21 protein-coding genes are annotated in these 24,817 nt (G+C 71.7%); 3 read left to right on the top strand and 18 right to left on the bottom strand.

Annotated elements, in window-relative coordinates; genetic code table 11:
- Nucleotides 1-37 precede the first annotated feature (37 nt).
- From G3I78_RS03730 to G3I78_RS03685, 10 genes are all read right to left on the bottom strand, one after another.
- Nucleotides 38-1,237 (bottom strand): cytochrome P450, encoded by a 1,200-nt coding sequence (locus tag G3I78_RS03730; protein ID WP_164421260.1) that lies wholly within the window; start codon nucleotides 1,235-1,237, stop codon nucleotides 38-40.
- The gene (locus G3I78_RS03725) at nucleotides 1,234-2,673 is read right to left on the bottom strand and encodes a nucleotide pyrophosphatase/phosphodiesterase family protein (RefSeq protein WP_164421259.1); all 1,440 of its coding nucleotides are present in this window, start codon (nucleotides 2,671-2,673) and stop codon (nucleotides 1,234-1,236) included. Before G3I78_RS03725 ends, G3I78_RS03730 begins: the two co-directional genes overlap by 4 nt.
- Nucleotides 2,670-3,827, bottom strand: coding sequence for a metabolite traffic protein EboE (gene eboE / locus G3I78_RS03720; RefSeq protein WP_164421258.1), 1,158 nt, complete (start codon nucleotides 3,825-3,827; stop codon nucleotides 2,670-2,672). The genes G3I78_RS03725 and eboE overlap by 4 nt, the downstream gene beginning before the upstream one ends.
- 7 nt (nucleotides 3,828-3,834) lie before the next feature.
- Nucleotides 3,835-4,689, bottom strand: a complete 855-nt coding sequence (locus G3I78_RS03715) for a TatD family hydrolase (protein WP_164421257.1) — start codon at nucleotides 4,687-4,689, stop codon at nucleotides 3,835-3,837.
- Between the two features lie 3 nt (nucleotides 4,690-4,692).
- Complete coding sequence (locus G3I78_RS03710; RefSeq protein WP_203614099.1) at nucleotides 4,693-5,349, bottom strand: EboA domain-containing protein; 657 nt, start codon at nucleotides 5,347-5,349, stop codon at nucleotides 4,693-4,695.
- A 42-nt stretch (nucleotides 5,350-5,391) separates the two neighbouring features.
- Nucleotides 5,392-6,228 (bottom strand): sugar phosphate isomerase/epimerase family protein, encoded by an 837-nt coding sequence (locus G3I78_RS03705; protein ID WP_164421256.1) that lies wholly within the window; start codon nucleotides 6,226-6,228, stop codon nucleotides 5,392-5,394.
- Between the two features lie 32 nt (nucleotides 6,229-6,260).
- Entirely contained in the window at nucleotides 6,261-7,247 is a 987-nt protein-coding gene (locus G3I78_RS03700) for an SCO3242 family prenyltransferase (protein WP_203614098.1), read from the bottom strand.
- Between the two features lie 131 nt (nucleotides 7,248-7,378).
- Entirely contained in the window at nucleotides 7,379-8,791 is a 1,413-nt protein-coding gene (locus tag G3I78_RS03695) for an NAD(P)/FAD-dependent oxidoreductase (protein ID WP_164421255.1), read from the bottom strand.
- A 386-nt stretch (nucleotides 8,792-9,177) separates the two neighbouring features.
- On the bottom strand, nucleotides 9,178-10,017 hold the full coding sequence (locus G3I78_RS03690) for an inositol monophosphatase family protein (RefSeq protein WP_164421254.1): 840 nt from the start codon (nucleotides 10,015-10,017) through the stop codon (nucleotides 9,178-9,180).
- A 206-nt stretch (nucleotides 10,018-10,223) separates the two neighbouring features.
- Complete coding sequence (locus G3I78_RS03685; protein ID WP_164421253.1) at nucleotides 10,224-12,053, bottom strand: gamma-glutamyltransferase; 1,830 nt, start codon at nucleotides 12,051-12,053, stop codon at nucleotides 10,224-10,226.
- Nucleotides 12,054-12,329: 276 nt separating this feature from the next.
- Here G3I78_RS03685 and G3I78_RS03680 point away from each other — a divergent pair, with 276 nt between their 5' ends.
- The gene (locus G3I78_RS03680) at nucleotides 12,330-13,322 is read left to right on the top strand and encodes a phospholipase D-like domain-containing protein (RefSeq protein ID WP_164421252.1); all 993 of its coding nucleotides are present in this window, start codon (nucleotides 12,330-12,332) and stop codon (nucleotides 13,320-13,322) included.
- Between the two features lie 25 nt (nucleotides 13,323-13,347).
- On the opposite strand, the gene G3I78_RS03675 is transcribed toward G3I78_RS03680, so the two are convergent.
- From G3I78_RS03675 to G3I78_RS03665, 3 genes are read right to left on the bottom strand one after another with little or no spacing between them, the layout of a single operon-like run.
- Nucleotides 13,348-14,166, bottom strand: a complete 819-nt coding sequence (locus G3I78_RS03675; protein WP_164421251.1) for a class I SAM-dependent methyltransferase — start codon at nucleotides 14,164-14,166, stop codon at nucleotides 13,348-13,350.
- Between the two features lie 43 nt (nucleotides 14,167-14,209).
- Entirely contained in the window at nucleotides 14,210-14,872 is a 663-nt protein-coding gene (locus G3I78_RS03670; RefSeq protein ID WP_164421250.1) for a response regulator transcription factor, read from the bottom strand.
- A gap of 37 nt (nucleotides 14,873-14,909) precedes the next feature.
- On the bottom strand, nucleotides 14,910-16,028 hold the full coding sequence (locus tag G3I78_RS03665) for a sensor histidine kinase (protein ID WP_164421249.1): 1,119 nt from the start codon (nucleotides 16,026-16,028) through the stop codon (nucleotides 14,910-14,912).
- Nucleotides 16,029-16,195: 167 nt separating this feature from the next.
- Between G3I78_RS03665 and G3I78_RS03660 the strand changes: the two genes are divergently transcribed.
- A complete protein-coding gene (locus tag G3I78_RS03660) occupies nucleotides 16,196-17,200 on the top strand; it encodes a carboxymuconolactone decarboxylase family protein (RefSeq protein WP_164421248.1) in 1,005 nt (334 codons plus the stop codon).
- Between the two features lie 152 nt (nucleotides 17,201-17,352).
- Nucleotides 17,353-18,015, top strand: coding sequence for a hypothetical protein (locus tag G3I78_RS03655; protein WP_164421247.1), 663 nt, complete (start codon nucleotides 17,353-17,355; stop codon nucleotides 18,013-18,015).
- Nucleotides 18,016-18,079: 64 nt separating this feature from the next.
- Here the strand turns inward: G3I78_RS03655 and G3I78_RS03650 are convergent, their stop codons facing one another.
- From G3I78_RS03650 to G3I78_RS03630, 5 genes are all read right to left on the bottom strand, one after another.
- Nucleotides 18,080-19,636 (bottom strand): NCS1 family nucleobase:cation symporter-1, encoded by a 1,557-nt coding sequence (locus G3I78_RS03650; protein ID WP_164421246.1) that lies wholly within the window; start codon nucleotides 19,634-19,636, stop codon nucleotides 18,080-18,082.
- Between the two features lie 149 nt (nucleotides 19,637-19,785).
- Complete coding sequence (locus tag G3I78_RS03645; RefSeq protein ID WP_164421245.1) at nucleotides 19,786-20,805, bottom strand: TIGR03842 family LLM class F420-dependent oxidoreductase; 1,020 nt, start codon at nucleotides 20,803-20,805, stop codon at nucleotides 19,786-19,788.
- Nucleotides 20,806-20,816: 11 nt separating this feature from the next.
- Entirely contained in the window at nucleotides 20,817-22,211 is a 1,395-nt protein-coding gene (hydA, locus tag G3I78_RS03640; RefSeq protein WP_164421244.1) for a dihydropyrimidinase, read from the bottom strand.
- A 31-nt stretch (nucleotides 22,212-22,242) separates the two neighbouring features.
- The gene (locus tag G3I78_RS03635) at nucleotides 22,243-23,085 is read right to left on the bottom strand and encodes a nitrilase-related carbon-nitrogen hydrolase (protein ID WP_164421243.1); all 843 of its coding nucleotides are present in this window, start codon (nucleotides 23,083-23,085) and stop codon (nucleotides 22,243-22,245) included.
- 155 nt (nucleotides 23,086-23,240) lie between these two features.
- Nucleotides 23,241-24,809 carry a PucR family transcriptional regulator gene (locus tag G3I78_RS03630; RefSeq protein WP_164421242.1) on the bottom strand — a complete coding sequence of 523 codons (1,569 nt, stop codon included), beginning with the start codon at nucleotides 24,807-24,809 and terminating at the stop codon, nucleotides 23,241-23,243.
- Nucleotides 24,810-24,817 lie beyond the last annotated feature (8 nt).

Raw genomic sequence — 24,817 nt, 5'->3', positions numbered from 1 at the left:
CACTCTTCCAGCCCGCCCCGCCCGGGGCAGCCCCGGTCTACCAGGCGACGGGCAGCGAGCGCACCCCGTGCATCGCGGACATCGGCAGGGCCAGGTCCTCCGGGGACGCCGTCAGCCGCAGCCCGGGAAGCCGCTCGAAGAGGGCCGGCAGCCCGATCTGGAGTTCGGCGCGGGCCAGGGACTGGCCGACGCACTGGTGGAGCCCGTGGCCGAACGCGAGATGGCCGCTCGCGTCCCGCCGGACGTCCAGGCTGTCGGGGTCCCGGTAGACGGACGGGTCCCGGTCGGCCGCCTGGATCGCCACGGCGACACCCTCGCCCGCGCGGATCAGGACCCCGCCGACCTCGACGTCCTCGGTCGCGATCCGGCGCAGGCCCCAGTGGGAGACCGTCAGATACCGCAGCAGCTCCTCCACCGCCGCGGGCCACAGCTCCGGCTCGGCGCGCAGGGCCGCCAGCTGCTCCGGGTTGCGCAGCAGGGCGACGACCGACAGCGGGAACATGTTCGCGGTCGTCTCGAACCCGGCCAGCAGCAGCACGAACGCCACGCCCACCGCTTCCTCGGCACTCGCCTCGCCGGTGGCCACCCGGTCCGTGGCGAGCCGGGACAGCAGATCGTCGGCAGGCTCCTTGCCCCGCGCCGCGAGGAGTTCGGAGAGATAGCCGTACAGGGCCCGGCGGGCCGCGAGCACGTCGGTGGTGTCGGTGCTGAAGCTGGTGAACGCCTGCGCCTGCTCCCGGAAGAACGCGTGGTCCTCGTAGGGCACCCCGAGCAACTCGCAGATGACGAGCGAAGGTTGGGGAAGAGCGTACGCCGTGACCAGGTCCGCCTCGGTGGCGCCGCCGGACGTCATCGCGTCGAGCAGCTCGTCGCAGATTCGGGCGACGGCCGGGCGCAGCGCCTCGACCCGGCGGAAGGTGAAGTCGGGGATGAGCATGCGCCGCAGCCGGGTGTGGTCGGGCGGGTCCATGAGGAAGAACTGTCCCGGCCCGCGCGGCGGCGCGTGGGGGCGCAGACCGGGGAAGCCGTCGCGGGTGGCGTCGGCACTGAAGCGGGGGTCGGCGAGGACGGAGCGGGCGTGCTCGTGGCGGGTGATCAGCCAGGGGCTGTTGTCACCCCAGACCGTGACACGGCGGACCGGCTCCTCGGCCTGCCACTTGGCGTATTCGGGGGCGGGGTCGAGGAGGGGGCGGACGGTGGGGAGTGGGGGGTGGGGGGTCGGAGGGTGGGGGGTCACTCCGGGGTTCCTTTCTCGGGGGTTTCGAGGCCGGTCTCAGGGGTCTCGATGCCGGTCTCGGGGATTTCGAGGCCGGCGAGGCCCAGCAGCAGGGACTTGACCTCCGTCGCCGCGTACGCCTCCCTGGCCTGCTCGGGCCGCGAGCACAGGAGTACGGGGCCGTGGTCGGGGTCGTCGGGCAGGCGGCCGTGGCTGCCGCTGACGCCGGAGGGGTCCAGCGGGACCGTGCGGATGCGGTACCGGAAGCCGAGCTTCTTGCGGGCGACCTGGCCGACGGCACGCAGCTTCACCGCCGGGACCGTCTCGTCGTAGAGGAGTTCGGCGGGGTCGTAGCCGGGCTTGCGGTGGATCTCGACCTGGCGGGCGAAGTCGGGGGCGCGCTCGTCGTCGAGCCAGTAGTAGTACGTGAACCAGGCGTCGGAGTCGGCGAGGGCGACCAGTTCACCGGAGCGTTCGTGGTCGAGCCCGTGCTCGCGCTTGCCCTCGGCGTCCAACACCCGTTCCACGCCGTCGAGTTCGCGGACGATCTTCGCGACCGTGTCCGTGTCGGCCGGGTCCCTGACGTACACGTGGGCGAGCTGGTGGTCGGCGACCGCGAAGGCCCGGGAGGTCCAGGGGTCGAGGTACTCCATGCCGTCCTGGGTGTGGACCTCCAGCAACCCGGCGCGGCGCAGGGCGCGGTTGATGTCGACCGGGCGGGAGGCGGGGGCGATGCCGTACTCGCTGAGCGCGACGACCGTGGCCCCAGCCTCCAGGAAGTGGTCGATCAACGGGCCCAGCGCGTCGTCGAGTTGGCGGGCCGCGCGGATCGTCGCGGCTGAGTCGGGGCCGGAGCGCTGGGGTTCGTAGTCGAGGTGCGGGATGTAGACGAGGGTGAGGTCGGGCTGCTTCTCGTCGAAGATCTGCCGGGCGGCGGCCAGGATCCACTGGGTGGAGGGCATGCCCGCGTTCGGGCCCCAGTAGGTGAAGAGCGGGAAGTCGCCCAGCCTGGCGGTGAGTTCGTCGTGCAGGGCGGGCGGCCAGGTGTAGCAGTCGGGTTCCTTGCGGCCGTCGGAGTAGTAGACGGGGCGCGGGGTGACCGTCCAGTCGACGTCGGCGCCCATGGCGTACCACCAGCAGACGTTGGCCACGGTGTAGTCGGGGCGCTGCGCGCGGGCCGTGTCCCAGATCTTCTCGCCGCCCACGAGGGCGTTGTGCTGCCGCCACAGCATGACCTCGCCGAGGTCGCGGAAGTACCAGCCGTTGGCCACCACCCCGTGTTTCGAGGGGAGTTCGCCGGTCAGGAAGGTGGACTGGACGGTGCAGGTGACGGCGGGCAGCACGGTGTCGAGCCGGGACCGGAAGCCGCGGTCGCCGAGCGCGGAGACGGCGGGCATGTGCTTGAGCAGGTTCGGGGTGAGGCCGACGATGTCGAGCACGACGACTCGGTTGGTCATGAGGGGTCCTCCTTGAGGCCGAGGTCGGTCAACCGGTCGCGGGCCCAGGCGAGTTCGGCGGCGATGCCGGCGGACAGGTCGGCGGGCGGTTCGGGCAGGACGGACCAGGTGTAGGTCTCGACCTCGATGTGGTCGCAGACGGCCGAGGGTCCGGCGAGCAGTCCGGTGAGGACCTGGCGGAGCTGGTCGGCGGTGCCGCGCAGCGGCGGTTCGGGTTCGGTGTGCAGCGGGGCGTGGAAGTGGACGCGCCACGGTCCCGCGTCGGCGGGCAGTGCTCCGCCGAGGGCGTCGGGCAGGTCGTCGGCCGCCAGGACGTCGGCGGCGGTGGCCGCGCGCGTCTGGTGCAGGAAGCGGGGTTCGGCGAGCCGCCGGAGGGCGGCGCGGGCGGCCGGGTCGGACGGGTCCGCGGCCTCGACGGCGCAGGACGCCTGGAGCTTGACCACGGGCAGCCCGGCATCCGCGAGCCGCTTCAGCGCTTCGGCGGGTTCCTCGAACTGCACGGCCAGATGGCAGGCGTCGAGGCACACCCCGAGCCGGTCCGGGTCCAGTCCGCCCAGGTGCCGTACGGCCTGGGCGGTGGTCTCCACCACGCAGCCGGGTTCGGGTTCGAAGCCGACGCGGATACGGCGGCCCGTCCCCGACTCGATCGCGGCGAGACCGTCGGTGAGGCGGTCCAGGGCGCGGCGGGCCTCGTCGGCGCGGGCGGCGGGCCAGGGGGTGCGCCAGGCGAGCGGCAGGGTGGAGACGCTGCCGCGGTCGGTGTCGTCGGGGAGCAGGGCGGCCAGCACGCGGGCGCAGTCGAGGGTGTACGTCAGTCGCGCCTCGTCGGCCCAGTCGGGCAGGTAGACGTCCTTCTTGACGACCTCGCGGTGGAACCCGGCGTACGGGAAGGCGTTGAGGGTGACGGTCTCCAGGCCGCGCGAGCGCAGCTCGGTCCTGAGCCGCGCCAACGCCCCCGTGTCCGCGGCGAGTTCGGTGACCACTCCCCTGGCCAGCCAGAGTCCGATGCCGAGCCGGTCCACGCCGAGGTGTTCGCGCACGGGCTCGGCGTGGTCGGCGAGTTGGGCGATGACGCCTTCGAGGTCCTCGGCCTGGTGGACGTTGCTGCAGTAGCCGAGGTGGACGGTGGTGCCGTCCGGATGCAGGAAGCGCACGGGTCGGTCACGCTCCCCCGCGCCGGATGGAGTTGCCCTGGAAGGAGGACTCGTCGTCCGGCTTGGGCTCGTCCAGGTCGAGCCGCCCGCTCTGCCCGTAGAAGGCGACGGGGTTGCGCCACATCACCTGGTCCACGGCGTCCTCCCCGAACCCGGCGGCCGCCATCGCGTCGGCCGTCCTGCGGGTCTTGAGCGGGTCCGAACGGCCCCAGTCGGCGGCGGAGTTGACGAGCACGCGCTCGGTCCCGACGTCCTGGAGGATCGTGACCATGCGGTCCTCGCTCATCTTGGTCCTCGGGTAGATCGAGAACCCGGCCCAGCAGCCGCTGTCCAGGACCATGCCGACGGTGAGCTCGTTGAGGTGGTCGAGGACGACCAGCGCGGGGTCGATGCCCGACTCGCGGACGACGTCGAGGGTCCGTCCGGTACCCGCCGCCTTGTCTCGGTGCGGGGTGTGCACGAGGGCGGGCAGGCCGTGCTCCAGGGCGAGTTGCAGCTGGCGGGCGAGCGCCTCGTCCTCCTCCGGGGTCATGGAGTCGTAGCCGATCTCACCGACGGCGACGACCCGGTCCTTGGCGAGATAGCGGTCGAGTTCGTCCAGGACCGGGGTGCAGCGCGGGTCGTTGGCCTCCTTGGGGTTGAGGGCGATCGTGCAGAAGTGCTGGATGCCGAACTGCGCGGCGCGGTACGGCTCCCAGCCCAGCAGCGCGTCGAAGTAGTCGTAGAAGCTCTCCGGCGAGGTGCGGGGCTGGCCCTGCCAGAAGGCGGGTTCGACGACCGCGCGTACTCCGGCGGCGTACATCGCCTCGTAGTCGTCGGTGGTGCGGGAGCTCATGTGGATGTGGGGGTCGAAGATGCGCACGGGTCAGGCCTCTTCCTCAAGTGCCTCGAAGACGAGCTGGAGTCGGGGGGTGAGGACGTCCGGGAAGGCGTGGAGGACGGGCCGGACGTCGGTGGGTACGGGGCGTCCCGCGGCGAGCCGCTCGTGGGCGAAGTCGGCGAGCATCCTGGCCAGTTCGCGGTCCGCGCGGCCGGTGAGGCCGTGCACCCGGTCGAGCGGGATCTCGCAGAAGACGCACTTCAGCACGGCCTGCCGGAACTCGGGGTCCGGGAGGTGCCGGTCGGCGTAGGGGCCGAGGGCGGCCTCGATCAGGGTCGTGTCGTTGCCCCGCAGGGCCTCGCGGACGAGGGGCAGGGCGAGGGCGTCCAGGTCGAGCAGGGGCAGCGTGCGGAGCACGGCGCGCTGCTCGGCCGGGTCGCCGAACCGGTACAGCGGGCCCACCTCGCCGGCGAGGGCGGCGCCGCGCAGGGGCAGCGCGGTGAGCAGGACGGCACGGGCGGCCTCGTCGACGCTCCAGTGGGCGTCGAGCCGGGAGCGACCGCAGTGACTGCGCACGGCGGGGAAGAGCCGGCGGATCGCGGCCGCGTCGGCGGCGACCGCGGCGGCGGCCCCGTCGAGCCAGGTACGGGCGTCCTCGTCCAGGAGGGAACGCACGGCGGAAGAGGGGTCGGTTGGGTGCATGACCTTCACGGGAACCTCTGATGCTCGGAGAACGGAGGGCGGCTACGACGCCGTACGCAGGAACTCGATCGAGCGGCGGGCGACTTCGGGCGCGTCGAGCGCGCCGCCCTGGATCTCGACGGAGACCAGGCCGCGGTGGCCGAGGGCGCCGAGCTCGGCCAGCACGGGCGGGAAGTCGATCTCCCCGGTGCCGAGTTCGAGGTGCTGGTGGACCCCGCGCCGCATGTCCTCGATCTGCACGTTGCGCAGCAGCGGGGCGGCCAGCCGGACGCAGTCGAGCAGCGGGCGCTCCTCCACGCAGTGGGCGTGGCCGATGTCCAGCGTGACGCCGAACAGCTCGTGTCCGCCGACGAGTTCGGCCAGACGCAGACAGCGCTCCACACTGTCCACGAACATGTACGGCTCCGGCTCGAAGGCCAGCGCCACGCCGTACCGCTCCGCCGTCTCCAGGACCGTCTCGACGCCGGTCGCCAGCCGCTTCCAGACGTCCGGCTCCGGCAGCCCGTCCGGGGCCGGGCCGCTGCACAGGTGGACGGTGGGCGAGCCGAGGTCGGCCGCGATGCGCAGGGCGCGCCGCAGCAGGTCGACGCGGAGCCCGGAGCCGTCCGACATGAGGGTCGGCCGGTGCTTGTGCCAGGGGTCGAGGAAGTAGGGGGCGCCGGTCTCGACGGTGACGGTCAGGTGGTGCCGGTCGAGTGCGCGGGCGAGCGCGGTGACCCGCCGGGACAGGTCGTCGGCGTAGGGGTCGAGGTGGTTGTGGTCAAGGGTGAGGGCGACGCCGTCGTAGCCGAGGTCGGCGAGGATCGCGAGGACGTCGGAGAGCCGGTGGTGGGTGAAGCCGTTGGTGCCGTAGCCGAATCTGAGGGGGTTGGGTTTCATGGCATCGGTCTCTGCCTGGGGGGTGGTGGGGCTCAGGTAGGGGATATGCGACGCGCCAGCCGGCGCGCGAGGGGGTGGACGACACCGAGGGCGGCGGCGACCGCGCGGGCTCCGGCGCGCGCGGTGAGCGTCGCCTGGAGGGGCATCAGGCCGAGGATTCCGGCGCCCACGGCCCGTCGTACGTTCGCCGCGGACGGGTCCCGTACGGCGCGGGCCTGGGCGGTGCCGTAGGTGGCCAGGTAGGCGAAGGTGCCGGTGGTGGTGACGGCGGTGGCTGGAGTGATGGCAGTGGCTGGAGTGACTGCGGTGGCTGGGGTGCGGAAGTCGACGGGGGCCGTGGTGGAGGCCGTTCCGCGGACCGGGAGTGCCGCCGCGAGGGCGGTCGCCGTGGAGACGGCGAGGGTCGCGGCCGGTACGCGGGTGGGGGCGCCGGAGATCTCGTGGCGGCTGAGCGCGGTGAGGGTGTAGGTGTGGGCGCCGACGAGGGCGGCGGGGGCCGCGCCCCGGCGCAGCGCCGTGGCCGTGGGGGCCGCGGTGAGCGCGCCGGACAGGACGTCCACGGTACGGGCAGCCGCCATGGTGGCCGGGCCCGCGGGGGTGGCCTTGAGCCCCAGGTCGTAGGCCCAGATCAGGCCGGTCAGAGGGAGCGCTCCCAGGAGTCCGCGGCGGCCGTTCGCCGCGACGGCGAGGCCGAGGCCCGCCGCGGTCAGGCCGCCGGCCACGGCGAGCGCGGTCCGGCGCGGGACCCGGCCGGAGGGCACGGGCCGCTGGGGGCGTTCCACGGAGTCGACGGTCGCGTCGGCGTAGTCGTTGAGGGCCATGCCCGCCCAGTAGAGGCAGACGGACGAACCGATGGTGCCGAGGACACGGGCGTTCAGGGGGCGTCCGGCCGCGGCCGCTCCGGCGAGCACGTCGCCGGGGACGCTCAACGCGGCAGGGGCCCGCACGAGTTGAGCGAGGTCACCGAGGCGCACGGCACTGCGGGAGCCGAAACGGAAGGAACCTTTCCGGTCTTTCATGAACCGGAACTCTACTTACCGAACTTGAATCTTCACGGTTCTCGGAGCATGTGAAGACAGTGACAAAGAAGACACGTGAATCTCACTGTTCTCGGCGTGAACTCATTGCATCCGTGGCCGACTTATGAGCATTAGGCCTGCTGTCGCAGCCTCCGCCACACGGCCTTCGCGGCGTTGTGTCCCGACATCCCGTGCACGCCCGGGCCCGGCGGAGTCGCCGACGAGCAGATGAACACGGCCGGGTGCGGGGTGCCGTACGGGAAGAGGGACAGCTTCGGGCGCAGCATGATCTGGAGTCCGCTGACCGCGCCGGAGGCGATGTCGCCGCCGACGTAGTTGGCGTTGCGGGCGGCCAGTTCGGGCGGGCCCGCGGTGGCCCGGGCGAGCACGCGGTCGCGGAACCCCGGGGCGAAGCGCTCCAGTTGGCGCTCGATGGCGTCGGTGAGGTCGCCGGTCCAGCCGCTGGGGACATGGCCGTAGGCCCAGAAGACGTGCTTGCCCGCCGGGGCCCGACCGGGGTCCACGACGCTGGGCTGCACGGTGATCATGAACGGCCTGTCGGGTGCGCGGCCCTCCCTGGACGCGGCGCGCAGAGCGATGCCGATCTCCGCGGAGTCGGCGCCGATCTGCACGGTGCCCGCGCTGCGCGCCTCCTTCGCGGTCCACGGCACCGGGCCGTCGAGGGCGTAGTCGACCTTGAAGGCGCCCGGGCCGTAGCGGTAGCCCTCGTAGTAGTTGCCGAAGCCGGCGATGCGGGCCAGGGCGGTGGGTGAGGTGTCGAAGACGTACGCGCGCGCGGGCGGCAGGTCGTCGAGCCGCTTGACCTCGTAGTCGGTGTGGACGGTGCCGCCGAGGTCCTTGAGGTACGCGGTGAGCGCGTCGGAGATCGACTGGGAGCCGCCGCGGGCCACCGGCCAGCCGCGGGCGTGCGCCGCGAGGGCGAAGATCAGGCCGACGGCGCCGGTGGCGAGGCCGCCCAGGGGGGCCATGACGTGGGCGACAAGTCCCGCGAACAGGGTCTTCGCGCGCTCGTCCCGGAAGCGGCGCATCAGCCACGTCGACGGGGGCAGGCCGACCAGTCCGAAGCGGGCGAGGGTGACCGGGTCGCGGGGCAGCGCGGTCAGGGGGAGGGACATGAAGTCCCGGGCCAGGGTGTCCCACTTGGGCAGGAACGGTTCGACCAGCCTGCGGTACGTGCCCGCGTCGCGGGGGCCGAAGGAGGAGGCCGTCTCGGCGACCGACCTCGACAGGACGGCGGCGGTGCCGTCGGTGAAGGGGTGGGCCATGGGGAGGTCGGGGTGCAGCCACTCCAGGCCGTAGCGGTCGAGGGGGAGGGCTCGGAAGGCCGGGGAGTTGACGCCGAGGGGGTGGGCCGCGGAGCAGGGGTCGTGCCGGAAGCCGGGGAGAGTGAGCTCCTCGGTCCGGGCGCCTCCGCCTACGGTTTCCCGGGCCTCGAAGACGGCCACGTCGAAGCCGCGTCGAGCCAGCTCTACGGCGGCCGTCAGGCCGTTTGGTCCCGCACCCACCACGACCGCATCGAGCATCGACGGCACCTTCGGACCCCTTCGTCAGCCGATGGCCAGAGGATCAGGATATGCCGGGGGGCGTCCAGGGTTGGGGGGCGGGGTGGGTTGGGCGGGGTGGGTTGGGCGGTTTGGTGGGTGGTTGGGGGCGGGTTCGGTGGGGGCGAGCGTTTTGCGCAGTTCCCCGCGCCCCTGAGGCCTGCGGCGGCCCGCAACGCCCCGGTGGGGCCTGCTGTAGCGCGTTCCGTCGGTGGTGGGGTCGGGGCCGGGGTGGGGGGTATCCGTCCTCGGTCCGGCGGCTCGGTCCGTGTCAGAAGGGCTCTGTAACGGACGCCGGCCGCTGCGGGCGGACACCCCCCACCCCGTCCCCTTCGCACCGTCGGCGGCTAGAACTCCTCAGCGGCGTGTCAGGACGCCAGCAGCGTCCGTATGCGCTGAGCCGTCGCCTTGTCCCGGGCCGCTGTGAACGGGAGGGTGTTGCCGCCTGTGATGCGGAACGGGGTGCCGGTCAGGGTCAGGTGGGTGCCGCCTGCTTCCTCCACCAGGAGGAGGCCGGCCGCGTGGTCCCAAGCCGCTTCCCATGAGAAGGCCGTGGCGTCCAACTCGCCTCGGGCCACCGCCAGATACTCCAGGCCCGCCGAGCCGCACGGGCGGGGTGCGATGCCGTCCGTCCACAGGCCGAGGAGGCCGCGCTTCTGGTCGTCGGTCGTGTAGTCCGGGTGGGAGGTGGCCACTTGGAGGTCGCGGGCCGGGTCGGGGGTGCCCGCGTGCAGTCGCTCGCCGTTGAGGAAGGCTCCTCGGCCGCGTCTCGCCGTTGCGAGCTGGTCGCGGGCGGGGGCGTAGGTCCAGGAGGCCAGCAGTACGCCGTTCTTCGCCAGGGCGACCAAGGTGCAGAAGCCGGGGTCGCCGTGCACGAACTGGCGGGTGCCGTCGACCGGGTCGACTATCCAGACCGGGGTGTCGCCCTGTATCGCCTCGTACGACGTCGGGTCCGCGTGGACGGCTTCCTCGCCGACCACCACGGAGCCGGGCAGGAGGGCACCGAGCCTCTCGGTGAGGTACCGCTCGGCCAGGCGGTCGGCGTCCGTGACCAGGTCGTGGGGGCCGGCCTTCTGGTCGACCTCGTGTGCGGCGAGCCGCCGGAAGCGCGGCATGATCTCGGTCGCGGCGGCCTCACGCACCGCCTCTTCCACGTCGCCCGCATGCCGGTCGAGAAACTCGTCGATGGTTTCCGTGTCTACGATCATGACTCCATGAGAGCACGCGGGACTGACAATCCTCGCCGGTCCGGTGGAGGGCGAGTGGAATCGGCGTGAACAGCGGGTTCGGGGGTCCTCATTCCGGTTCCCGATCCCACGCCGGTTCCCCCTGGCCGTGCCGAGTCCCCCCTTGCCATGCCGGTTCCCGTTCCGGCTCCGCGAGGTGCGCCCAGGCCCTCGAACACACGGCCCCGTCACCGCCCCACCGCATACCCCTGCATCCCCCGAGGATTCGCCCCCGCCGACAGCACCCCCGTCTCCGGGTCCCGCGCCACCGCGCACAGCCTGCCCTCCGACCACGGCTCCCCCACCGTCACGTCGTGCCCCCGTCGCCGTAGCTCCGCCACCACCTCCGGGGCCGTCCGCGCCTCCACGGTGACGCTTCCCGGGCGCATGCCGCGGGGGTAGAAGGAGCCCGGGAAGCTGTCGTTGTGCCAGTTCGGGGCGTCGATGGCGCCCTGGAGGTCGAGGCCCCCGCGGACCGGGGAGCGCAGGGCCAGAGCCAGGAAGAAGTGGAGTTGCCACTGGTCCTGCTGGTCGCCGCCGGGGGTGCCGAAGGCCAGGACCGGGACGCCGTCGCGGAGGGCGATCGAGGGGGTGAGGGTGGTGCGGGGGCGGCGGCCGGGGGTGAGGGAGTTCGGCAGGCCCTCCTCCAGCCAGGTCATCTGGAGCCGGGTGCCGAGCGGAAAGCCCAGCTCGGGTACGACCGGGTTGGACTGGAGCCAGCCTCCGCTGGGGGTGGCGGCGATCATGTTGCCCCAGCGGTCGACGACGTCGAGGTGGCAGGTGTCGCCCCGGGTGGTGCCGTCGGGGCCCACCTCGGGCTCGCCCGGTACGGGTGAGGTGGGGCGCTTCGCGACCGTCGGCTCGCCGACGCCCAACGGGCTGAAGCCGGGTTCGTCGGAGACGACCACGCGCGCGTGTGCGCTCAGTCGGGGGGTACGGCCGCCCGGGCTGCCGGGGCGGAGTTCGTACGAGGCCTTGTCGTCGACCAGGGCGCGACGGTCCGCGTTGTAGTGCGGCGAAAGCAGCTCGGCGAGGGGTACGTCGGCCGCGTCGCCGTACCAGGCCTCCCGGTCGGCCATGGCCAGCTTGCAGCCCTCGACCAGCAGATGCACGTACTCGGCGGAGCCGTACCGGGGCAGCTCCGGCGGGAGCAGCGCGAGCTGCTGGAGGAGCACCGGTCCCTGGCTCCACGGGCCGGCCTTGCACAGGGTCCAGCCGTTCCAGTCGTACGTCGCCGGGGCCTCGTAGCTCGCGGACCAGCCCGCGAGGTCGGCGGCCGTGAGGGTGCCGGTGTGCCGGGTGCCGCTGGTGTCCAGGGTGGGGTGCCGGGACTGCCGCAGGAGGGCCTCGGCGATGAAGCCGGTGCGCCAGACCTCGCGTGCCGCGTCGATCTGCGCGACCCGGTCGCCCGCGTCCGCCACCTCCGCGAGCAGCCGCTTCCAGGTGGCGGCGAGGGCGGGGTTGCGGAACAGCTCGCCGGGGCGTGGGGCCCTGCCGCCCGGCAGATACACCTCTGCCGAGGAGGTCCATTCCGTCTCGAACAGCTCTCGCACGCTCTCGACGGTCGCGCCGACGTTCTCCACGGGCGCGTGGCCGTCCTCGGCGTACCCGACGGCGTACTTGAGGACGTCGGCCAGGGGCTTGGTGCCGTGGTCGCGCAGGAGCAGCATCCAGGCGTCGAAGGCGCCGGGGACGGCGGCGGCGAGGGGGCCGGTGCCGGGTACGAGGTCCAGGCCGAGTGCCCGGTAGTGGGCCACGGTCGCCCCGGCCGGTGCGACGCCCTGCCCGCACAGCACCCGTACCTCCCCGCCTGCCGGTGCGAGCAGGATCGGCACCTCGCCGGCGGGACCGTTCAGGTGCGGCTCGACGACGTGCAGCACGAAGGCCCCGGCCACCGCCGCGTCGAACGCGTTGCCGCCGTCCTCCAGGACCGCCATCGCCGACTGCGAGGCCAGCCAGTGGGTGGAGGACACCATGCCGAAGGTGCCCTGGAGGGTGGGGCGGGTGGTGAACGACATCTCTCACCTCGCTGGTCGGGCGCACGCCTCGGCCGGTCCGAAGCGGTCGCCTCCCTGGATCCTTTCATTCCACACCGACCCGGCTACGAAGATTTTGCGATCACACGAGAACTCCATGAACCGCATCCCACCTGCACGAAGTCCCTTTTGCCGGACCGTGCGGACCGTCGGTAACGCCGAGTTCACCGGGCTCCCCTTCCACCGTGATCTACGCGCGTGGTGCCATGCGGACGCCCGCGACCCCCACGCGGGCCCCAACTCGACCAGGAGTCCCTCATGTTGTGGAAGGTCCTCACCCGTACCGGTGTCGCCCTCGCCGCCGGTGCCGCCGTACTCGGCGCCTCCGTCCCCGCCGGCGCCGCGACCTACACCGCCTTCGCCTTCTCGCAGAGCGGCGGGCAGCCCACGATCTACGACTTCGTCAACTCGGCCACCACATCGCTCGACATGACCATGTACGAGCTGGAGGACACGACGGCGGTCAACGACCTCATAGCCCTGAAGAACAAGGGCGTCACCGTGCGGGTCGTCCTGGACCGCGCGCACCAGAGCGCCAACAGCTCGGCGTACACCGCGCTGACGAACGCGGGTGTGGGCGTGGTGTGGTCGCCGGCGAGCTTCGTCTACACGCACCAGAAGACGATCACGGTGGACGGCGCCAAGTCGCTGGTCCTCACCGGGAATCTGACCTCGCAGTACTACGCGACCGGGCGTGACTACGGTGTGTTCACCGACGACACCCGCGATGTCGCCGCGATCGAGAAGGTCTTCGCCGCGGACTACGCCGGCACCTCGGTCACCCCCACCGACGGCGATCACCTGCTGTGGTCCCCCACCGACTCCCGCAGCCGTCTGCTGTCCGTCGTCAACGCCGCGACCAAGACGCTCGACGTCGAGGAACTGGAGTTCAGCGACAGCACGGTGGTGGACGCCATCGCGGCCCGCGCGAAGGCGGGGGTGAAGGTGCGGGTGGTGCTGGAGACCCCGGGTGACTACGCGAGCGAGGTCTCCGAGATCGAGGCGGCCGGCGGCACCGTGGTCGGGTACTCCGACCCGGACGGCTTCTACATCCACGCCAAGGCCATGGTCGCCGACTACGGCCTGTCCACCCAGGAGGTGGAGGCGGGCTCCATGAACATCAGCAGCAACTCCCTGTCGAGCAACCGCGAGTTGGGCATCATCCTCACCGGTATTGGGGTGGCCCAGTCCGTGGCCACCACCGTCGAGACCACCTTCGACAGCGACTACTCGGGCGGTACGGCCGCCTGAACCCCGCCGGGCGGACGGCCCCCTCTCACAGGGGCCGTCTGCCCGCCGTGAGCAGGTGTCCGCTCACCCCGAGCAGCGTCGGCTCGGACTCGATGTGCCGGCACGCCGCCAGCAGCGTCTCCCGGCGCTCGGGGTCGTCCAGCCAGTCCTCCACTCCGCCCAGCAACCAGGCGACGCCCTCGACGCCGTACTGACCCTCTACGGTCAATCGCGCCTCGGTGAACTCCCCTCTCACCTCGTCCGGTTGGGCGAAGTGGGCGACGGTGAAGAAGCCGTCGTCGTGAAACGGGTGCCGACCGTCGACGAGCACGGCGTCGGTGCGTTCACGGTGACCCGGGGTGAAATAGCTTTCCTTGTGCAGCAGGTCGTGCAGCTGCGCGTAGCGGTTGATGGTGGCCGCGACCACCGGCCCACCCGGCCGGACCACCCGGTGCGCCTCGGCCAACACCCTTGTCCGGTCGGGCCGTTCGGGCAGGTGGTACAGCGGCCCGAGCAGCAGCACGGCGTCGTACGTGTCGTCCGGTACGGACAGCTCGCGGGCGTCGCCGGTGTGTGCGGTGACCCCGGGGATCCGTGCCGCCTGCCGGACGTGGAGCGGTACCGGATCGACGAGGTCGACCGTGTACCCGTCCGCCACGAGCCACTCCGCGTGCACGCCGCTGCCACCGCCGACGTCCAGCACCCGAGCGGGCGGGCCGGGCAGGAGTCGTCGCAGCACCTCCTGCGTACGCCAGAACTCAAGCCGCCCGGCGGTGGCGCCGCCCGGTCTCAGTCGCGCGTCCTCCCCGCCCCGGGCGTAGTAGGCGAGGATCTCCTGGTGCACTCGCGGTGTCGTCTCGGTCATCGCCCCAGAGTGCTGATCGCCGGCCGGGACGGGCAACGGAATATCAGCCGCCGCGCGCGGTCACCAGCCCCGACTCATAGGCGAACACGACCAGTTGAGCCCGGTCCCGGGCCCCCAGCTTCGTCATCGCGCGGCTCACGTGCGTCTTCGCCGTGAGCGGGCTGATCACCATGTGCGCGGCGATCTCCTCGTTGGTCAGGCCCCGCGCGGCCAGGGCGGTGACCTCGCGTTCTCGGCGGGTGAGGCATTCGAGGCCGGGGGCGGTGGAGCGGTCCGGCGGGCGGGAGACGAACTCGCCGATCAGGGTGCGGGTGACCGACGGGGAGAGCAGGGCCTCGCCGTGCGCGACCACCTCGATGGCCTGGAGCAGGTCCGCCGGTTCGGTGTCCTTCAGGAGGAAGCCGCTCGCGCCCGCCCGCAGCGCCTCGAAGACGTACTCGTCGAGGCCGTAGTTGGTGAGGATCACCACCCGGACCGCCGCGAGCTGCGGGTCCGCGGCGATTCGGCGGGTCGCCTCGATGCCCGTCATCACCGGCATCTGCACGTCGATCAGCGCGATGTCCGGCACCTCGGCCCGCACCAGCTCCACGCCCCGCTCGCCGTCCGCCGCCTCGCCGACCACCTCGATCCCGTCCTCGGCGTCCAGCAGGGCCCGGAACCCGGCCCGCATCAGCGCCTGGTCGTCGACGAGCGCCACCCTGATCACACCGTCACCCCCGCATACGCCGGGAACTCATATCCCCTCACGCCGACTCCTCCACCCCCAGCGGCAGTTCCGCCCGCACCGAGAACCCACCCTCCACCCGCGGCCCCGTCTCCAGCGTCCCGCCCAGTGCCGTGACGCGTTCACGCATGCCGGTGAGGCCGTGGCCGGGTTCGGACGGGCGCTCGGGGCAGGCGGCTCCGTCGTCCTCCACGCGGATCGTCAAGTCGTCGTCCCTGTAGGCCAGTTCGACCCGCACCTTCGCCTGGCCCGCGTGCCGGGCCGCGTTCGTCAGGGCCTCCTGGACGATCCGGTACGCGGCGCGGTCCAGGGTGGCGGGCAGGGGCCGCTCCTCGCCGGCCACGGTCAGATCGACGGCGAGGCCCGCCGCCCGGGCCCGCTCGACGAGCAGTGCGGGCGTGCCGTTCTGTTCGTCGGAGCGCAGGATCTCCAGCGTGGCGCGCAGTTCGCGCATCGCGTCGCCGCTCGCCTCCTGGATGGCGAGCAGGGCGGGCGGCACCTCCTCGCCGCGCTTGCGGGCCAGGTGGACGGCGACGCCCGCCTGGAGCTTGACGATGGAGATGCTGTGGGTGAGGGAGTCGTGCAACTCCCGGGCTATGCGCAGGCGTTCCTCCCCGGCGCGGCGCAGGGCAGCCTCCTCCCGGGTGCGCTCGGCCTCCAGGGCGCGCTGTTCGGTCTGGCGCAGATAGGCCTGCCAGTTGCGGTCGGCGAGGCCGCCCACGACCATGCACAGGAACCAGCCCGCGAGCAGCCCGGCCTTGCCCACCGAGTCCTGGAGGGAGGGTCCCGTGGTGAGGTACGCCGTCAGGTAGACCCCGCTCGCGGCGGCCGCCCAGCCCCGGTGGCCCAGTTGCGCCGCGGTGAGCACGGCGGCGAGGACGGGGAGGGCGGCGAGCGCCCCCGGGTGGGCGTGCAGGACGTACGCCGTGCCGCTGGCGGTGGCGACGGCCAGCACCGCCAGCGGTGCGGGGCGGTAGAGCGCGAGGGCGGCCGAACCCACCGCGATCAGCGTGTAGTCGACGGCGGTGGTGTCCGCGTCGAAGGCCGCCGCGGTCACGGCGAGGGCGCCGACCACGACCGCGAGGGCCAGGTCGGCGAGGCGCCTGCGTGTGGCCGACTCGGCCGGGTACCCGCTCATGCCCCCACGCTAGACCGCGCCGCCGACACCGGCGTCAGCCCTGTGGACAACTCCCGCGCTACTCCCCTCGCAGTAGTGCGGCACCCGGTCCGCGCCCGCCGGCGCAGCACCGACTCCCTTCGGCCGTACGACGACCCGGGGCACCCCCGAGGCGCAGGCTGCTGCCCATGTCCACTTCCTTCCGCCACACCGAGCCCTTGCCGCCGAAGACGGCCACCGGACCCGTCGCCGAGGTCTACGGGCAGATCGCCCGGGACTTCGGCATCGAGACACCTCCCACCTTCGTGGTGCTCTCCTCCGCCCCCGAACTCCTCGCCCCCACCTGGGCGTTGCTGCGCGAGTCGCTGATCGCGGGCCCCGGCGGCCGTACCGGGAAGGAGCTGGCGGCGCTCGGGGTGTCGCTCGCCAACCGCTGCCCGTTCTGCGTGGACGCCCACACCATGCTGCTGCACGCCACCGGCGACCACGCCCTCGCCGAACGCGTGGCCCGGGGAGAGCGTCCCGCGGACGAGGAGCACGCGCGCGTGCTGGACTGGGGCCGGCGCACACGGGTGCCGGGCGGTCTCGGCGCGGGGCCCTACCCCTTCCCGCGCGAACACGCCCCGGGCTATCTCGGCACCGTGTTCGCCTTCCACTTCATCAACCGGATCGTGTCGGCCCTGCTGACCGAGAAGGTGCTGCCGGGCAACGCCCAGCGGTTCCGTGCCGTACGCAGTCTCGCGGGCCGTACCCTCGCCCGGACCGTGCGCCGTCCCGCCCGCCCCGGTGCCTCCCTGGCCCTGCTCGATCCGCCCGATCCCGGTGAGGCGCCCGCGTGGGCGGACGGCGCGCCCGTCGGACTCGCGTACGCGGCGCTGCTGCGGGCGGCCATGGCGGGCGCGGGTCTCCTCGACCTCGACGACCAGGAGCTCGTCGAGGAGGCCCTGCTGGACTGGGACGGCTCGCATCCGCCGCTCGGCCTGGACGGCTTCCCGGACCGGCGGGAGCGGCCCGGCGCCCGTCTGGTGCTGCTGGCGGCGTTCGCGCCGTACCGGATCACGGACGCGGACGTGGCGGCCTGGCGGCGCCCTGAGCACACCGACCACTGTCTGGTGCACCTCGTGGCCTACGGGGCGTTCCTGGCCGTGGACCGCCTCGAATCGGCCCTGTACCGGCCCATCGCCCGGACATAAACGGACACATGACGCATCGACGGCGGGACGCGGTGACGGCACAGGTACGGAGCGAGTTCGCACTTCCGCCCCACAGGGAGACGTGTGAAACTGGCGTCCCGTCCGCAGTGCGGACCCCGTCCGCACCGTCCGTCCCCCACGAAAAGTGCGCTGTGCGAACTCTCTCCCTGCCACTGGCCCTGACCGCGCGCATCTCGCCCGTCGTCGTGCTCGCCGCGGCGGGCTGGGCGCTGACGTCCCCGGCCGCGACTCCGGCCGCCGAGAAGGAGTCGGCGCCGAGGTCCGCCGAGAAGTCCCCCTCGGGCGAGTCGACGGCGGCCGTCTCGAAGCAGTACGCCGCCGCGCCCGCGCCCTGCGGCAGCATCGCCGCGGCGACCCTCAAGTCGCTCGTGCCGGGCGCCAAGACGGCCGGCAAGGAGATCCCCTCGACGGACACGGCCCTGCGCCGCACCTGCTCCTGGAACGCGCTCAAGGGGTACGACTACCGCTGGCTCGACGTGTCCTTCGAGATCACGGAGTCCGCCGACGCGGCCGCCAAGTCGTACAAGGACAACATCTCGGAGAAGAGCGGCGGCGGGGCCGTCCCCGGGGTCGGTGACGCCGGGTACTCGGTGGTGAACCTCACCACCGAGGACAAGCAGCAGACCCGTGAGGGCGTGGTGATCGTCCAGGCGTCGAACGCGCTGGTGACCGTGACGTACAACGGCAGCGACTTCGAGTCGAAGAAGGCGCCCAGCACGGACGAGATCAACAAGGGCGCGATCAAGGCCGCCAAGGAGGCGGTGGCGGCCCTGGAGAGCGGTCAGAAGGCCTGAGCGAACAGGTTCCGACCGCCCTCCACACGCGCGTGGCGGCCCTCCACACGCGCGTGGCGTCCGGTCAGGCCGCGATGCCCTCCTGTTGCCTGCCCTTCGGCAGCATCAGCGCCACGTACAGCAGGAGCGATGTGCCAAGGCCCACCGCCCAGCCGTAGTCGGCCAGCGGCTTGAGGAACGGGATCAGTCCGTCGGCCGGGAACGGCCCGGTCTTCTTGCCGTCCGCGCCCAAGCCGGAGTACGAGCCGCCGACGGCGAGCAGACCGCCCACCACGAAGGCGACGATCGCCCGCCAGTTCCAGCCGTTCGCGTACCAGTAGCGGCCGCCGGGCGTGTAGAGGTCCGCGAGGTGCAGGACCGTGCGCCGGACGATCCAGTAGTCGGCGATGAGGATGCCCGCGACCGTGCCGAGCAGACCGCCGACCACGCCGAGCCAGGTGAAGATGTAGAACTCCGGCGTGGAGATCAGCTTCCACGGGAAGATCAGGATGCCCACGACACCCGTGATCAGCGCGCCCGTACGGAAGTTGACGAACTTCGGGGCCAGGTTGGACAGGTCGTACGCCGGTGAGACCACGTTCGCCGCGATGTTCACGGAGATCGTGGCGACCAGCACGATGATCAGCGCGAAGAGCAGCCCGAAGGCGTTGTCCGTCTTGGCGGCCAGTGCGACCGGGTCCCAGATGGCCTCGCCGTAGACGACCTCGGAGCCGGAGGTGACCAGCACCGCGAGGATCGCGAACAGGGTCATGGTCGTGGGCAGACCGAGGGACTGGCCCCAGGTCTGCGCCTTCTGACTGGCGCCGAAACGGGTGAAGTCGGGGATGTTCAGGGACAGAGTGGCCCAGAAGCCGATCATGCCCATGAGGGACGGGAAGAAGACCGGCCAGAAGTCCGGGCCCCAGCCCAGCTTCGAGGGCTGGTCGAGGAGCGCGCCGAAGCCGTCAGCCTTGACCGCGATCCAGATCAGCAGGACGAGCGCGCCGGCGATCACGAAGGGCGCGGCCCAGTTCTCGAAGTGCCGCAGGAAGTCCATGCCGCGGTAGATGATCGCGATCTGGAGCGCCCAGAACAGCAGGAAGCACAGCCACAGGGGCCAGGGGTTGCCCGCGATCTTGCCGGCGTTCTCCCAGTGGCCGCCGGTCAGCTTGGAGCCCAGCGCGAAGATGCCGCTGCCGCCGATCCAGGTCTGGATGCCGAACCAGCCGCAGGCCACCGCGGCCCGGATCAGCGCGGGGATGTTGGCGCCGCGCAGCCCGAAGGAGGCCCGGGCGAGCACCGGGAAGGGAATGCCGTACTTGGGCCCGGCATGCCCGGTGGCGAGCATCGGCAGCAGCACGATGACGTTCGCCAGGGCGATGGTGAACACGGCCTGCTTCCAGTCCATGCCGAGCGCGACCAGGCCGGAGGCCAGGGTCCAGCTGGGGATGCAGTGCGCCATGGAGATCCACAGGGCCGCGAAGTTGTACGTCGTCCATTTGCGCTCGGAGACCGGTACGGGACGCAGGTCCTCGTTGGCGAAGGGGCTGTCGGCGGGGAAGGCCTCGGGGGCGAGCTCGACGCGGCCGTCGGTGCCGGCGTTCTGCGGTATCGGCGACCCCGTGGGGACTGTTTCGGTCATGGGCAGGCCAATCGATCAGGACGGAACGGGATAGGCCGTGCGGGGGCCTCGGGCGGGGCCGGGACGGGCGGGGAGGCCCGTCCCGGCCCCGCCACCCCTCCTCGGGACGGCGGGGAGGGGGGACAAGGAGTGGGGGGTCGGGGTGGCTCTCAGGCGTTGACGGCGGGGATGACCTCGGAGCCGTACGCGTCGATGGTCGCTTCCTGGGCGTCGTGCATGTCGTACACGGCGAACTGGTCGACACCCAGCTCGCGCAGCGCGTTCAGCTTCTCGATGTGCTTCTCGACCGGTCCGATGACACAGAACCGGTCGACGATCTCGTCGGGCACGAACGCGGTGTCCGGGTTGTCGGCGCGCCCGTGGTGGGAGTAGTCGTACCCCTCGCGCGCCTTGATGTAGTCGGTGAGTTCCTGAGGGACCAGACCACCGCCGGAGCCGTACTTCGACACCAGGTCGGCCACGTGGTTGCCGACCATCCCGCCGAACCAGCGGCACTGCTCGCGCGCGTGGGCGAGCGCCTCGGGCGAGTCGTCCTCGGTGACATAGGCGGGGGCGGCCACGCAGATCTTGACGTCGGCCGGGTCCCGGGCGGCGGCGACGGCCGCGTCCTTGACGGCCTTCACCATGTACTCGGTCAGGTACAGGTCGGCCAGCTGGAGAATGAACCCGTCGGCCTCCTCGCCGGTCATCTTCAGCGCCTTCGGGCCGTACGCCGCCATCCATACGGGGAGTTCGGCGCCCTCCTTGATCCACGGGAACCTGATCACCGTGCCGCCGAGGTCGGCCTCCTGGCCCGAGCCGAGCGCCCTGATGACCTTCATGGCCTCGCTGATCCGGGCCAGCGTGTTGGGCGTACGTCCGGCGACGCGCATCGCGGAGTCGCCGCGGCCGATGCCGCAGACCGTGCGGTTGCCGAACATGTCGTTGAGGGTGGCGAAGGTGGAGGCGGTGACCTCCCAGGTGCGGGTGCCCGGGTTGGTGACCATCGGGCCGACCGTCAACTTCGTGGTGCTGGAGAGGATCTGACTGTAGATCACGAACGGTTCCTGCCACAGCACGGCGGAGTCGAAGGTCCAGCCGTAGGTGAAGCCGTTCTGCTCGGCCCGCTGCATCAGGCTGATGACCTTCGAGGCGGGCGGGTCGGTCTGGAGAACGAGTCCGAAGTCCATGGGCGCCACTCCTAGTTGAGGTACTGACAGGTGGAGCGGGGGGTGTAGGCGCCGTGTCCGGCGTGCCCGGTGTACTCCCGCTCGGTGATGACGAGTTCGCCGCGCGAGAGGACCGTCTCGACCCGGCCGGTGATGCGCTTGCCCTCGTAGGCCGAGTAGTCGACGTTCATGTGGTGGGTGTCCACGGACAGGACCTGCTCGGCGTTCGGGTCGTAGATCACGACGTCCGCGTCGGCGCCCGGGGCGATCGTGCCCTTCTTCGGGTACATGCCGAACATCCGGGCCGGGGTGGCGCAGGCAATCTCGATCCAGCGGCGGCGCGAGATGTGTCCGTCGACGACTCCCTGGTGGAGCAGGTCCATCCGGTTCTCGACGCCGGGGAGGCCGTTGGGGATCTTCGAGAAGTCGCCCCGGCCGAGCTCCTTCTGGCCCGTGAAGCAGAAGGGGCAGTGGTCGGTGGAGACGACCTGGAGGTCGTTGGTGCGCAGCCCCTGCCACAGCTTGGCCTGGTGTTCGCGGGGCCTCAAGGGCGTGCTGCACACGTACTTGGAGCCCTCGAAGTCGGGCTCGGCGAGGTTGTCCGTGGACAGGAACAGGTACTGCGGACAGGTCTCGCCGAAGACGTTGAGCCCCTCGTCACGCGCGCGTGCCAGCTCGGCCACTGCCTCCATGGCCGAGACGTGCACGACGTACAGGGGCGCGCCGGCGACCTGCGCGAGCTTGATGGCGCGGTGCGTGGCCTCGGCCTCCAGCAAGGCCTTCCGCACTTCACCGTGATAGCGCGGATCGGTCTCGCCGCGCGCCAGCGCCTGCTCTACCAGCACGTCGATCGCGATGCCGTTCTCGGCGTGCATCATGATCAGGCCGCCGTTCTCGGCGGAGCGCTGCATGGCGCGCAGGATCTGGCCGTCGTCGGAGTAGAAGACGCCGGGGTAGGCCATGAACTGCTTGAAGGAGGTGACTCCTTCCTCCACCAGCAGGTCCATCTCCTTGAGCGTCTCCTGGTTCACATCGGAGACGATCATGTGGAAGCCGTAGTCGATGGCGCAGTTGCCCTCGGCCTTGGCATGCCAGGCGTCCAGGCCCTCGCGCAGGGAGTGGCCCACGCTCTGCACCGCGAAGTCGACGATGGTGGTCGTACCGCCCCAGGCGGCGGCCCGGGTGCCGGTCTCGAAGGTGTCGGAGGCGAAGGTGCCGCCGAAGGGCAGCTCCATGTGGGTGTGGGCGTCGACGCCACCGGGGATGACGTACTTCCCGGTGGCGTCGATCGTGCGGTCCGCGGTCCAGCTCTGGGTACCGGGCACGGCGAGGGCGGCGATGCGGCCGTCCTCGATCAGCACGTCTGCGTGGATCTCGTCGGACGCGGTGATGACGAGACCACCGCTGATGACGGTACGGCTGCTCATGTTCCCTCTCCTGCCAGGGTGGTCGGTTCGGTCAGGGTGCGGTCAGCGGCGGGTAGGCGTCGGGACGGCGGTCGCGGTAGAACTGCCAGCGGTCGCGGACCTCCCTGAGCTTGGCCATGTCCAGGTCGCGGACGACGAGTTCGGTCTCCTTGTCCGAGGCGACCTCGCCCACGAACTGCGCCTCCGGGTCGACGAAGTAGGTCGTCCCGTAGAAGTCGTTGTCGCCCAGCTCCTCCACGCCCACCCGGTTGATCGCGCCGACGAAGTACTCGTTGGCGACGGCCGCGGCCGGCTGCTCCAACTGCCAGAGGTAGGCGGACAGTCCGCGCGAGGTGGCCGACGGGTTGAAGACGATCTCGGCACCCGCGAGGCCCAACGCCCGCCAGCCCTCCGGGAAGTGGCGGTCGTAGCAGATGTACACACCGATCCTCCCGACCTTGGTGTCGAAGATCGGCCATCCCAGGTTGCCGGGGCGGAAGTAGAACTTCTCCCAGAATCCGGGCACTTGGGGGATGTGGTGCTTGCGGTACTTGCCGAGGTACGAGCCGTCCGCGTCGATCACGGCGGCGGTGTTGTAGAGGACGCCGGGCTGCTCCTCCTCGTACATCGGCAGGATCAGGACGATGCCCAACTCCTTGGCCAGCGCCTGGAATCGCTTGACGATGGGCCCGTCCGGGATCTGCTCGGCGTACTCGTAGAACGCCTTGTCCTGGACCTGGCAGAAGTACGGCCCGTAGAACAGCTCCTGGAAGCACAGGACCTGAGCACCCTGCGCGGCCGCGTCCCGGGCCGCCTGCTCGTGTACCTGGATCATCGACTCCTTGTCGCCCGTCCACGCGGTCTGGAAGAGGGCGGCACGAATCACTCTGCTCATCGGGACCTCCGGTCGCTCGGTGTGCGAGAAGCGTAGGAAGTCCGAAAACCGGCTTTGAGTTGCAGCGTGTCACGTCTGAGGGGCCTGGGCGTGCCACGGTGTCACCCTGTCGTGAGCGCATGTTTCACCGCCGTTTTCCCAGGTCGTGGCATGTTTCAGCCCTGTTGCGCGTCGTGCGCGAGGAGCGCGATGTGCACCGAGGCGGCCTGCTCGAAGTCGTCGAGGTCGACGCCGAGCCGGCTCTGGATCGCCTCCAGCCGCCGGTAGAGCGCGGGGCGGGAGACGTGGTGGAGCTGGGCGGTGCGGGACTTGTTGCGGCCGGTGGCGAGGTAGGTGCGCAGCACGGCGAGCAGATCGTCCGCGGAACCGGAACCGGAGCCGCACAGCAGTCCGTCCAGCTCGCGTTCCGCGAAGGACTGCACATGCGGGTCGTCACGCAACAGCCGTATCAGGCCGCGCAGATGGACGTCCTTGAGCCGCACCACGGGAGGCAGGTCGAGGGCCGGTGCCGAGTCCGCGACGGCGTCGGCGACGTGCTGGGCCTCCCGCAGCCCCGCCGGTACGTCGTCCCAGGCGGTCCTCGGGTCCGCGGCGGCCACGGCGGTCCTCGTCAGCCGGGCCGCGAAGTTGGCCGTGAGGACGGCGGCGTCCTGGTCCCGGGCCAGGCTCAGCAGTACGGCGGTGGCCCCGTCGGCGAGTTCGGCGACGATGCCGGACAGCCCCAACAGCCGTAGCACCCGGTCGAGTTCGGCGGGGTCGCCGTCCCGTACGACGAGCGGCACGAAGGTGCGCCGGTTCACGGGCAGTCCGGCGGCCCGGGCGCGGGGCAGCAGCTGCCGGGCCGGTACGACCCCGCTGACCAGGTCGGTGAGCAGGCTCTGGGCGGACTGCTCCTCCCAGGTGTGGGCGGAGGTGCCGCCGAGCATGCGGTGCAGGACGAGGGCCTCGGCGGCGCGGTCGGCGAGGAGCCGTCCCGTGGCCGTGTCACCCCGGTAGCCGCAGAGCATGATCTGGCCCCAGCGCTCCCCGCGTCCGACCAGTTCGGCGCGGATCCAGCCGTCGCCCTCGCTGCCTCCGGCCTGGCGGGCGATGCGCTCCCAGTCGCGCAGCACGTCGTCCACCGCGGACCGCTCCCCCGCGGTGGCGAGGACGCGGTGGGCGAGGTTGGTGACGACGACGGGGCAGCCGCTGTGGTGGGCGATCTCGTCGAGCAGGTGCTGGAGCGGGGCGTCCGCGGTGATGAGCGCGGTGAGCGTGGTGCGGACGGCCTCGGACATGCTGACGGCGGCGAACTTCCGCCGCACGAGCCGGGCTTGGACCTCCTCGGTCAACTCCGCGAAGGGGAAGGGGCGGTGCAGGACCACCATCGGCAGCCCGCACCGCTCGGCCGCCCGGCGCATCACGTCCGGCGGGGCCGGGAAGGCGCGGCCGAGTCCGAGGACCACGGCCGCGGCCTCCGCGCGGTGCAGGGACTGGATGTACTCGGCCTGCTTGCCGTCGTCACCGGCCAGCAACACCCCGGTGGTGAGGACCATTTCACCGCCGCTGAGCATCACCCCGACGTCGGCGGCCTCGGCCACGTGCACCCAGCGCACGGCCCGGTCGAGCTGGCTCGCACCGGCCACCACCTCGGGCTCCCCGGCCAGGACCCGTTCCAGCATGAGGACCTGACGGACCGACAGGGTCGGCTCCAAGGACTCCAGGGGCTCCAAGGTGGTGCTCATGACGGTGT

The organism is Streptomyces sp. SID13726, assembly GCF_010548375.1.
Lineage (GTDB): Bacteria > Actinomycetota > Actinomycetes > Streptomycetales > Streptomycetaceae > Streptomyces.
This window is presented reverse-complemented; position numbering and strand designations above follow the sequence as displayed.